General features: G+C 63.7%; 9 protein-coding genes. 7 read left to right on the top strand and 2 right to left on the bottom strand.

Going from position 1 to position 10,740, the window contains the following annotated elements; all coding sequences use genetic code 11:
• Positions 1 to 364: 364 nt before the first annotated feature.
• The 3 genes from GY937_21815 (at position 365) to GY937_21825 (ending at position 4,025) form a co-directional block, all read left to right on the top strand.
• A complete protein-coding gene (locus tag GY937_21815) occupies positions 365 to 547 on the top strand; it encodes a hypothetical protein (GenBank protein MCP5059349.1) in 183 nt (60 codons plus the stop codon).
• A gap of 69 nt (positions 548 to 616) precedes the next feature.
• A complete protein-coding gene (locus GY937_21820) occupies positions 617 to 3,499 on the top strand; it encodes a nucleotide pyrophosphatase (GenBank protein ID MCP5059350.1) in 2,883 nt (960 codons plus the stop codon).
• Positions 3,477 to 4,025, top strand: a complete 549-nt coding sequence (locus tag GY937_21825) for a YkgJ family cysteine cluster protein (protein ID MCP5059351.1) — start codon at positions 3,477 to 3,479, stop codon at positions 4,023 to 4,025. Before GY937_21820 ends, GY937_21825 begins: the two co-directional genes overlap by 23 nt.
• Before the next feature lie 31 nt (positions 4,026 to 4,056).
• On the opposite strand, the gene GY937_21830 is transcribed toward GY937_21825, so the two are convergent.
• A complete protein-coding gene (locus tag GY937_21830; protein MCP5059352.1) occupies positions 4,057 to 4,410 on the bottom strand; it encodes a hypothetical protein in 354 nt (117 codons plus the stop codon).
• Positions 4,411 to 4,593: 183 nt separating this feature from the next.
• On the opposite strand from GY937_21830, the gene GY937_21835 reads away from it, so the two are divergent.
• From GY937_21835 to selB, 4 genes are all read left to right on the top strand, one after another.
• The gene (locus GY937_21835; protein ID MCP5059353.1) at positions 4,594 to 5,331 is read left to right on the top strand and encodes a dienelactone hydrolase family protein; all 738 of its coding nucleotides are present in this window, start codon (positions 4,594 to 4,596) and stop codon (positions 5,329 to 5,331) included.
• 33 nt (positions 5,332 to 5,364) lie between these two features.
• Positions 5,365 to 6,117, top strand: a complete 753-nt coding sequence (gene map / locus GY937_21840; protein ID MCP5059354.1) for a type I methionyl aminopeptidase — start codon at positions 5,365 to 5,367, stop codon at positions 6,115 to 6,117.
• A gap of 87 nt (positions 6,118 to 6,204) precedes the next feature.
• Entirely contained in the window at positions 6,205 to 7,488 is a 1,284-nt protein-coding gene (gene serS / locus GY937_21845) for a serine--tRNA ligase (protein MCP5059355.1), read from the top strand.
• A complete protein-coding gene (gene selB, locus GY937_21850) occupies positions 7,488 to 9,428 on the top strand; it encodes a selenocysteine-specific translation elongation factor (protein ID MCP5059356.1) in 1,941 nt (646 codons plus the stop codon). Before serS ends, selB begins: the two co-directional genes overlap by 1 nt.
• Before the next feature lie 4 nt (positions 9,429 to 9,432).
• Here the strand turns inward: selB and GY937_21855 are convergent, their stop codons facing one another.
• Positions 9,433 to 10,590: an acyl-CoA dehydrogenase gene (locus GY937_21855; protein ID MCP5059357.1), complete on the bottom strand. Its 1,158-nt coding sequence runs from the start codon at positions 10,588 to 10,590 to the stop codon at positions 9,433 to 9,435.
• Between the last annotated feature and the right edge of the window lie 150 nt (positions 10,591 to 10,740).

The raw sequence follows: 10,740 nt of genomic DNA on the forward strand, positions 1-10,740 counted from the left end.
CCGAAGAGCGTGTACCCTGTCGTCGAGGGTCATCGCACATCCTCCCAAGTTGTTGTGTCGTAACCACAACTTAGAACGGATGGGCGTTTGGCCCTCACTCGTTTCAGATCAAAGGTGTCTAGACCTTTTAGACTCAGCTCAGTCTAGCAGCATCAGGATGCTTTTCATCAGAATCTGGCGATCGCGGCGACGACGGGGAAAGCGCCGGGGGCCGCGGTCCACGGCCAGGCGAAACAGCCGATCCAGGAACTCATCCAGCGCAATCATGGCTCTTCTCGAGCCTAACCCGCTGAGATTCGCTCGGAACGGTGGCGAGCCGGTGGTCAGATGCGCTAACTAACTCCCTCTTTTGGGAGAGGTACCGATGGCAAGTCGAAGAGACTGGCAAACTATCATCGAGCGTTTGAATCATAGCCAGAGTGGCGTGATGCGGATCAACATGGGTTCACCCGGAAGCGCGCAGGTCACTCGCTGTCGCCTGCTTGCCGAGTGGAACAACCTCGAAGCGACGACCGTCGGCTCGATGCTCGAGCTGCGTCTCCGCTAGTTCGCCGGCGCTGGACATGCGAACAGCGCCACTCTCGGACCCGTTCCGGAGACGGGCCAGGTTCGGCTCGTGAACCCCAGGCTTCCTGGCCTCGTCTCGTGCCTGTTGGGCTTGCTCGCAAGCCTTGGCTTGGCATGCGGCGAGCTCCAACGCCCGCTCACCAGTGCGATCGAGCTGCGGCTTCGGGAGGTCTACGACGCCGAAGCCTGGTTGCGCCGCGTACCGGCGCAATTGGCCATCTCACTCTTCGCCCGGGCGAAGCTGGAAGGCTTCGTCGACGAGTTGGAACTCCCGGCGGATGTGCATGCCCGTGTGCGGGCTCGAATTCGCGCCAGCGATTTCGTCGACGAGCTGGTGCCCTTTCTGCTGTTCTTGCGGGAGATGTACACGGCGCCGGAGGGTCGAAGCGCAGAAACCTTCGACGACCACCTGCGGGGCTCCTTCCGGCCGAGCGATGGGAGCCCGGGCATGGAGCATTCCATGTTCAGGTGGAAGAAGGCTGAGGAGAAGGAGGCGGCGGCAGAGCTTCCAACACTCGATCCAGAACTTCTTCGCCATCTGATCGGCTTCTACGATGTGCTGTTCTTGCAGGACGAGCAGGACTTCAGCATCAACGATCGTCTCGCCTGCGAGAGTCGAACCCTGGAGAGCGGTCTGGAGGAGGCCACCGCCCGCGCAAGACATGCAGTGCGCGGCGTTCTGCAGGCGTTGCGGACCCAGTTGGCGGAGCAGGCCGACGTAGGCGCCGCCGTGGATGGCGTCCTCCGTGATGACTCCCGGCTCGATGCAGCAACGGCCGCCCTGATCCGCTTCATCGACCAGACCGTCTGCCGGAACTACCGTTTCTTTGCTGCCAGGGCATTTCGTATACAGCAACTCGAAAGCTGGATGCGCCACGAATTCGATACGCCGAATGGCGGGGAGCTCTGGGCGTTCCTCGAACATGCCAACCGGCAGCGTCGCTATGGCGTGGCGATCGTCGTCGATGGGTTGCAGGGCGCGCTCATGAACTCACTGGCCCTGGGTGATGCCAGCCATCCCTTCGTCCAGGCGATTGCCCGCGAGCAGCTGGAAGCCGGTGGGGCCCCGCCGGCGGCAAGATCGCTTCGCGCACCGAAAGGCCAGCAGACCCTCTTCCTCGAATCCTTCGCAGCCTCCGGTTTCTCCCATCCAGCCTACCTGCCGTTCTTTCGTGAACTGCGCAGAACGAAACGAAGCCTCTGGGTCCCGATCGGGATCTCGACGACACCTACCATCAGCGTTCGCAACATCCCGGTCGCGCTGACAGGCGCACCGGTCGCTGGCGAGCACTCCACGGGCCTGCCCAACTTCCATTTCGTCGATCGCGGTTTCACGCGCCACGGCGAGCGACGGGGGCGTGCCTACTACTTCTACGGAAGCGATGCGGTGGAACTGGTTCAGCTTGCCGACGAGGCCGGCATGCAGAGCCTTTTCGAACGCTTGCCCCAGCTCGGGAGCCTGAGCTGCACGGCCCAATACGACGAACGTGCCCAGTTCGGCATCGACGCCCTTCTGAACCTGGGCCTCGGTGAAAAGCTGCGCGATTTCGGCGATCGTTTGTGTGCAGCGGAGCTCGAGCGGCGAAGCCAGACCGAGCGAGAACTCCGCAAGCTACGCGAGAAGCTCCTTGCAAAGCGCTCGATGTTCCTTGGCGAGCGCCCATGGTATGCACTCTGGGAGCAAATCGGTGACAAGCAGAATCGAAAGCTCGCGCATCGCTGGATCCAGGAGATCGCCCGGCTCGAGCAGCGGACGCTCCCAGAGCTCATGGTCTACTACAACCCGTGGCCAGACCATTTTGCGCACTTTACCGGACCTTTCTCGGATGAAATCCTGGCCCCGTCGGGGGAGCTGAACAGGCTCGACTATTGGCTCGGTCGGGTTCAGCGCGCGTACCGAGAAGCCGGAGTGCTGCCCCGCACCCTCTTCGGGCTTGCCGGCGACCACGGCCTGGCGCCCGTCTTCCACTTGTTGAACCCCGAAGTAGAGGTCTTCGACCCGCTGCGCGCGGCAGGTGTGGATTTCAAGATCGTCAAGATCTCTTCGGATGAAGGCGAGGGCCCAAAGCTCACGAACCCCTTCGATCCGCCGACGATGAAGGGCATCGATGTCGTCGTCGCCTCTACGGCGGGGGGCAACTACATGCTCGATCTCTTCCGGGACCAGGGCGACGGATTTCCCACGCAACCTCTCGCCGAAGAACTGCGGGCCTTGCGCCCCCTGGCAGCACCCAACACTCGACCCATCGATCTACTCGGCGAACTCACGACACGCCTGGCGGATTCCCTGGACTACCTGGTCGTTCGGGATTCCTCCTGCTCGCCCGCTGGCGGGGCCGTGCTGGTGCTCGGTAAGCGGGGCGACAAACTGGCTTCCGCGAGGATCCGACGGCAGGGAAGACGCATCCTCTACACCTTCGAGGGCAGCGATCTCCTTGCGACCGATGTGCTCTCACCTTACGAGTCGCTCGCTGCGGCCGACCGAGAAGAGCATGCGCGCTTGCGGACGCGTTGCCTGGCAGCCTCCGAAGACGCGCCCGAAACCTGGTGCGACGAAACAGCCTGGCGCCAGATTGCGTCCTACACGGCGCGGCCGGATTCGGTCGTCCAACTCGCCCATCTCTACGATGCGGAGCGAGCCGGAACGATCAACCTCTTCCCTCGCAACGGGGTGGGCTACAACTCGGGCGTTCCCGGCCGGCACGCAGGGGAGTCCTTTCATGAAAAGAACGCATTCCTTGCGATCTGGGGAGAGCCGCTGGTCGAAGCTGGCAAGCTGGGAGAACTACGCAGCGCAGTGAATGGCACCATGCCGATGGCCATCTACGAGCATCTGACCGGAGATCGGCCCGAACCCGGAACTGGGGGCTGGGGATACGACCCGCTCCCCGCACGAACCTTTCGACATCGTGCGGCGGAACCCGGCCCGTGAGTTCACGAGGCCTCCTCTGAGCGACTCCAACGAGGCGTTGGCCGCGCTTCATCGCCTGCATGGCGATGTGGACCGACGTGCGGAAGCGCTGCGCGCCGAACACGCCGACCGGCTCCAGTGCGCACGCGGCTGCGCCTCGTGTTGCATCGATGGCTTGAGCGTCAGCCAGATCGAAGCGGAGGGCATTCGGCGCGGGCATCCGGCGCTCCTGGCCGAAGCGAACCCGCATTCCGAAGGCGCCTGTGCGTTCCTCTCCGAGGATGACAGCTGCCGCATCTATCCCAACCGCCCCTACGTATGCCGTACGCAAGGGTTGCCCCTGCGTTGGCTCGATGAAGACCAGGACCAGGAGATCCGGGAACATCGGGATATCTGCGAGCTGAACCTTGCCGGGCCGCCGCTCACCGGCCTGCGTCCAGAAGCCTGCTGGCTCCTCGGGCCAACGGAACTCGCAATCGATCGGATCGAACAGAGCTGGCGCCCGGGCCCCCAGCTTCGCGTTCTACTTCGGGATCTCTTCGCGTAGACACGCCAGGTCGGGCGTAGGCCAGAAGACGTCAGCTTCCGACCTGCCCACCCCGAGTCTGACATTCGTGGATCCGCATGAACTGATCCTGTCCATCGAGCCGACACCGCACGATGCTCTCGTCCTTCTCCGCCGAACTCACGGTGCGCGCATCACTCCACCATTGGCGAGGGTCGGGCAACTTGTCTGCCCAGGAGGAATCGCTCGAGGATGCAGAAGGGGTCGCTGGTTCGGCGTTCTTCTTGGCCGTACGAGACCGGGACGCCCCCGGCTTGACCGGATGTTTTTCGAGTTCGGCCATTCCCCAATCGAGTTCATCGAACACGAAGCATCCGCCCAGCACGAAGAGCAGGGGCAAGACGAGAAAGAACCGGACCGCGCGCATACCTCCCTATCGGCTGACCCGAGCTTCTGACTTGTGATATTGCCCGCTGAACAGCGGCTCTGCTCCATCGATATTTTCTTCCATGATTTCAGTCATTTACACAGTATTCTGCCTATTGGAAGAATGACCGGGGAGATCCGCGTTGGCTAACGTCCGCATCCCGCGACAAGGAGCCCGGAAGAGATGGCAGTTGAGATCGAGAGAATCGAGATCTCCGTGGACAGCGCGACCATGGGGGGCTACCTGGCCCGGCCGGAAGGCGACGGACCGTTCCCCGGCGTGATCGTCTGGATGGAGATCTTCGGTGTGAACTCGCATATCCGGGATATCACCGAGCGAATCGCTGCCCTGGGTTACGTGGCGCTGGCTCCCGATTTCTTCCATCGCACTGCCCCTGGAATCGAGTTGGGCTACGACAACGCGGGCTTCGAGGAGGGGATGAAGGGACTCCACCTCCTCGACGCCGACCAGATGGTGGCCGATGCCCAGGCCGCTTTCGCCTTCCTGACGGATCGGTCGGATGTGACGGCCAAGATCGGGACGATCGGCTTCTGCATCGGCGGACACATGACCTACCTCACGGCATGTGAAACCGATGTCGCCGCGGCGGCTTCGTTCTATGGCGGTGGCATTGCCGCAGCCGAAGGCCCTGGAGGGAAGGAGCCCACCCTTTCGCGAACCAGGAAGATCGGGGGGCGGATCCTCTGCTTGTTTGGCGGACAGGATCTGCTGATCCCGGCAGATCAGGTCGCAAGCATCACATCCGCACTCGAAGCGGCGAAGACACACCATGAAATCGTCGTCTTCGAGCCCGCCGACCACGGCTTCTTCTGTGACCAGCGCGCAACCTATCACGCAGAATCGGCGGCGACAGCCTGGCAGCGGGTCGAGGCACTCTTCGCCGAAGAGTTGGCGAACTAAGGCAAAGGCCCGCGACGGTCGATCTGGAGCAGCATGAGCATTGGCGACGAAACGGACGTCCGCGGGCTGAAGACGATCGGCCGCATCGTTGCACGTTGCCTGCGGGAGATGGGCCAGGCCCTCGAGCCGGGCATCCGGACGAGTGAACTCGACGAGATCGGCGCCACCTTCCTGGCGCGTCATGATGCTGAATCGGCTCCCCAGTTCACCTACGGTTTTCCCGGTGCAACCTGCATCAGCGTGAACGAGGTGGTCGCCCACGGCATCCCTGGTGAACTCGTGATCCGGGCCGGCGATCTGGTGCACATTGACGTCTCAGCCCGCAGCCGTGCCGGGTATTTTTCGGACACGGGTGCGAGCTTCCCCGTCTCGCCCTTCTCGAAGCGCGACCAACGCCTCTGCGTGACAGCGAAGATGGCGCTTCGCGAAGGGATCAAGGCGGCACGGCCGGGGGCACGAATCGGACGCATAGGCCGTGCCTTCGAGAAGACGGCCCGCAGGGCAGGCTTCGCAACGATCCGCAATCTCTGTTCCCACGGGGTCGGTCGATCCCTCCACGAAGAGCCGACAGAGATCCTGGGCTACGACGAGCCCTCGGATCGTCGGCGCCTCGAGGAAGGTCAAGTCCTCGCCATCGAGCCCTTCGTCACCGATGGCACACCCTGGGTCGAAGAAGGCGACGACGGCTGGTCCCTCCTCACCGATCCGGGCCGCCGTGCGGCCCAATTCGAGCACACCGTGATCCTGACCCGCGACAAGCCCCTCGTGGTGACCCTTCCCGGCTAGGCCATCGGCGTTGCGCTGACGCTGGGGGGGGGGGGGCTCGACCACCAGCGTTGCGCTGACGCTGGGGAGTTGCTTCCCTTCTCGGCCATGCTGGATCCCAGGAGTCTCGCGGATCGCCGCGACGAGATCGAAGAGAGCTGTCGGAAGCGCGGTGTCAAGGCTGACGTGGCGGGTGCTGCTGCGCTCTACGAGCAGGTCGCGGCCCGCCAGACGGAGCTGAACGAAGCGAACCGGCGACGCAACGAGCACCAGAAGGCGGGCAAGCAGAAGCTCGACGATGAACAACGAGCCGCGCATACCGCCGAGGGCCGCGCTCTCAAGGAAGCGGTCGCACGGATCGAGGCTGAGCTGAACACCACCCGGGCCGAACTCGATGAACGGGCCGGCATGCTCCCGAATTTCATCCACCCGGAGGTACCCGAAGGCGGAGAAGAAGATTTTCGCCTGGTGCGGCAGGTCGGCACCCCGACGAACTTCGGTTTCGAAACCCGAGACCATCTGGAGCTTGGCACCCAGCTCGACCTGCTCGATTTCGAAGCTGGCGCGCGGGTGGCGGGAAACAAGTTCTACTACCTGAAGAATGGCGCCGTCCTGCTCGAACTCGCGTTGCAGCGATATGCCCTGGACATCCTCCTCGAAGACGGCTTCGTTCCCTATGTCACACCCGATCTCGCCCGCCCCGAGATCGTCGCCGGCATCGGCTACAACCCGCGCGGCGAGGAAACCCAGATCTATTCGCTCTCGAATGCGGATCTCTGCCTGGTCGGCACCGCTGAGATCACACTCGGCGGTATGCATGCCGATTCGATTCTCGACGAGAGCGATCTTCCCATCAAGATGGCCGGGATCTCCCACTGCTTCCGTACCGAGGCCGGTGCGGCGGGTCGCGAGAGCAAAGGCCTCTACCGGGTGCACCAATTCACCAAGGTCGAGATGTTCGTCATCACGCGCCCCGAGGATTCGGAGGCCATGCACGAACACCTTCTCTCGCTCGAGGAGAAGATCTTCGGCGGGCTCGAGCTCCCCTACCAGGTGATCGACATCGCCTCGGGCGATCTCGGTGCGCCGGCCTTTCGCAAATTCGATATCGAGGCCTGGATGCCCGGACGCGGTGAGAGTGGCTCCTACGGTGAGGTCTCCAGCACCTCGAACTGCACCGACTACCAGGCACGGCGGCTCAAGACGCGCTTCCGACGCAAGGAAACGAAGAAGAACGAGCTGGTACACATGCTGAACGGCACCGCGGTTGCGAACTCGCGAGCCATTCTGGCCTTGCTCGAGAACCACCAGCGAGCAGACGGCAACATCGGAGTGCCGAAAGCCCTGCAGCCGTATATGGGCCGTGACACGATCGGGCCCGGCTCCGGCTAGTGGCCGACCCCGAACGCCCCCCGCTCATCCTCGGCACCGCCGGGCATATCGATCACGGCAAGACCACGTTGATCGAAGCCTTGACCGGCATCGATACCGACCGTCTGCCGGAGGAGAAGGCCCGGGGAATCACCATCGAGCTGGGTTTCGCGCCTTTGGATCTCGAAGACGGGCTCCGGCTCGGCGTGGTGGATGTGCCGGGCCACGAGGGCCTCGTGCGAACCATGGTGGCCGGCGCTGCCGGTATCGATCTGGTGCTGCTCGTCGTCGCTGCGGACGAAGGGGTCATGCCGCAGACGCGCGAGCACCTGGCCATCTGCGATCTCCTCGGATTGCAACTCGGCGTCGTGGCGCTGACGAAGGCAGATCTCGTCGACGAAGAGATGGTCGAGCTGGCGCGGGAAGAGGTCGCCGACCTGGTGGGTGAAACCTGTCTTTCAGGGGCGAAGGTGATCCCCGTTTCTTCGCGCTCGGGCCAGGGACTGACAGAACTCCGCCAGACCCTGGGCCAGCTGGCCCTCGTCGCGGAGGCCCGCACACCGCGCAACGGACCGCCGCGTCTCTGGATCGACCGGCGCTTCGAGATGCGCGGCTTCGGAAGCGTCGTGACCGGCACGCTGATCGGCGCTGCTCTCGGCGTAGGCGATCCGGTGGAGCTTCTTCCGGGAGCTGAGGTCGGACGCGTGCGGGGCCTCCAGAGTTTCGGGGAGAAGGTGGATTCCGTTCGGCCCGGTGCGCGCTGCGCCGTGAACATCCAGAACGTGGCGCTGGCAGAACTCTCGCGCGGCCTGCTCCTCACCCGGCCGGAGGCGCTCGCTCCGACCCATCGCTTCGATGCCCTGCTCCACTGGCTGCCGGGGGCTCCGCTGCTCGGGAACGACCCGTCCTCAGTAGAGTTGTTATGCGGGACGGCCGAGCGGCGAGCACGCGTCGCACCGATCGGAACGGAAGAGATCACGCCTGGCCAGACGGGCTTCGCGCGAATCCACGTCGATGGGGAGGCCCTCGGGCTTCTTCCCGGGGATCGCTTCGTGTTGCGCGGCTTCCATCGTGCGGAAAACGCAGGCGCGACCCTCGGCGGAGGACGGGTGCTCGACGTAGCTCCGCCCCAGCGCCGCAGGAACGACCCGGCACTCGTCCAGGATCTGGACGTTCTCGCGGGGGAGGATGCCACGGCCTCCTTATGCTGCCGCATCTCCAGGGCCGGCTTTGCCGCCGTCTCGAAGCAGAAGCTCTCGCGTGAGACCGGCTTTTCGTCGCAGGAAGTGAGCTCGAGCCTGGCCGGACAGGCCGACGCCGTGCTGCCGCTCGGCCCCGAACTATGGATCGCCGCTGCCGCACGGGAGGAACTCGCCGATCGACTTCTCTCGGCTCTCCGCAGCTTTCACGAGCGCGAGCCGCTCGAACCCGGCATGCCACGGGCGACGCTGGGTGGATGTCTACCTGAGAATGTTCCCGCCGCCGCGTTCGAATTCCTGCTCGCCCATCTCGCCGATCTCGGAGTCATCGAGATCGAAGAGAAGACGGTTCGAGCCACGGATTTCGTGCCGTGCCTCACGCAGCCACAAGAAGTTCTGGCCGCCCGCCTGCGTGCCGACGCCATGCTGGCGGCGCTAGAACCGCCGACACTCTCCGAGTGGTCCGCTGCGCTCACGTTTTCGCCGGATGAGCTTCGTCCGGTTCTCGCCCATTTGGAGCGCGACGGCTCCCTGACCCGGGCACCCGGCGATCTCTGGTTCGACAAGGTCGCCGTGGATGAGCTTCGCGAAAAGGTCGTTGCTCACCTGCAAGCTCACGAGGAGCTACCGACGCCCGCCTACAAAGAGATGATCGGCACGACCCGGAAGTACGCCGTCCCCCTGATGGAACTCTTCGATGCCGAACACCTGACGATGCGCAGGGGAGAGGCCCGCGTGCTCCGTCGAAAGCCTGCCAGCTGACGCCCTACTCCGGAATCAGCAACACCCGCTTCGCGATCACGTTGAGCTGCACCTCGTTGGTGCCGCCCCAGATCGAATCGGCCCTCGTCGTGAGCCACGCCCGTGTGCGTTCGAGTTGGGTGCCCTCGAAGCCGGGACCGTCCCAGCCCAGACCCTGAGTGCCGACTGCCAGCATCGCGATGTCCTGCTCGCTCTTCACCATGTTCGCCCAGCGGTACTTACCGAGTGACCCGATGTCGCGTCCCGTCTGGCCAGCGCGCGCTTCCTGTCCTGCGCGCCGCATCGTCAGGCTCAAAGCCCGGGCCTCGAGTTCCTGGGCAGCCAACCGTTGCCGGATGGCCGGATCCGCGAGCACACCGTTCTCGAGACCCACCTCGCGCTTCACCAACTCGACCAGTGTTTCCTTCTGGGCACCACTGAGTCCGCCCTCACTTCCACCATCCGTGCTCCGCTCGTGCTGGAGCAATCGCTTCGCGACCGTCCACCCGCCGTTCACGGGCCCGATCACGTTCTTGGCCTTCGCCCGGGCACCATCGAAGAACACCTGAGAGAAGTCTGCACTTCCGTCGATCAAGGTCAGTGGTGCCACCTCGACCCCATCCTGGTGCATCGGAAAGAGGATGAAGCTGATGCCGTCGTGCTTGGGCGCATCGGGATCGGTGCGGACCAGACAGAAGATCCAGTCGGCCTTGTCAGCACCCGTCGTCCAGATCTTCTGGCCCGTGATCACGTACTCGTCACCTTCGAGGACGGCCCGTGTCTGCAGGCTTGCCAGATCCGATCCGGCACCCGGCTCACTGTAGCCCTGGCACCACTTGATTTCGTGTCGCGAAATCTGCGGCAGGAACTCCTGCTTCTGCTCCTCCGTCCCGAATTCCAGGAGCGTCGGTCCCAGCATGCTGGTTCCGAAGGAACTGATGATCGGTGCCCGAACGGCCTTGAACTCGGCCATCAATGCTGCCGTATGCTTGCGATCGAGCCCGCCACCCCCGTATTCGGTAGGCCAGCTGGGCGTGACCCAGCCGCGCCCAACCAATGCATCGATCCATTTGTTCAGCGGTTCTTTGGGTAGATTCTTTCGATTCCCGACACGCAGCTCGGCCGGAAGAGTCTCTTCGACCCAGCTGCGAACTTCCTGCTTGAAGTCTTCGATGGATGCCATGGGGTGGTCTCCTAGCCCCAATCCGTCGTTGTGAGGTGAACGCCGGACATTGAAATGGCCCTGTGAGTGTGAGATGAAGGAGTTACAAGGCTTCTCCACCGACACCCAACAAGGCCACTTCAGTGCGATTGATTCAAGGCTCTATTCGGA

Source organism: bacterium (assembly GCA_024228115.1).
Lineage (GTDB): Bacteria > Myxococcota_A > UBA9160 > UBA9160 > UBA6930.

What these genes read in the sequence shown, in the direction of transcription:
- GY937_21815 (MCP5059349.1), top strand. Translation starts at nt 365, where the DNA reads ATGGCAAGTCGAAGAGACTGGCAAACTATCATCGAGCGTTTGAATCAT.
- GY937_21830 (MCP5059352.1), bottom strand. Translation starts at nt 4,410, where the DNA reads ATGCGCGCGGTCCGGTTCTTTCTCGTCTTGCCCCTGCTCTTCGTGCTG.
- GY937_21835 (MCP5059353.1), top strand. Translation starts at nt 4,594, where the DNA reads ATGGCAGTTGAGATCGAGAGAATCGAGATCTCCGTGGACAGCGCGACC.
- map (MCP5059354.1), top strand. Translation starts at nt 5,365, where the DNA reads ATGAGCATTGGCGACGAAACGGACGTCCGCGGGCTGAAGACGATCGGC.
- serS (MCP5059355.1), top strand. Translation starts at nt 6,205, where the DNA reads ATGCTGGATCCCAGGAGTCTCGCGGATCGCCGCGACGAGATCGAAGAG.
- GY937_21855 (MCP5059357.1), bottom strand. Translation starts at nt 10,590, where the DNA reads ATGGCATCCATCGAAGACTTCAAGCAGGAAGTTCGCAGCTGGGTCGAA.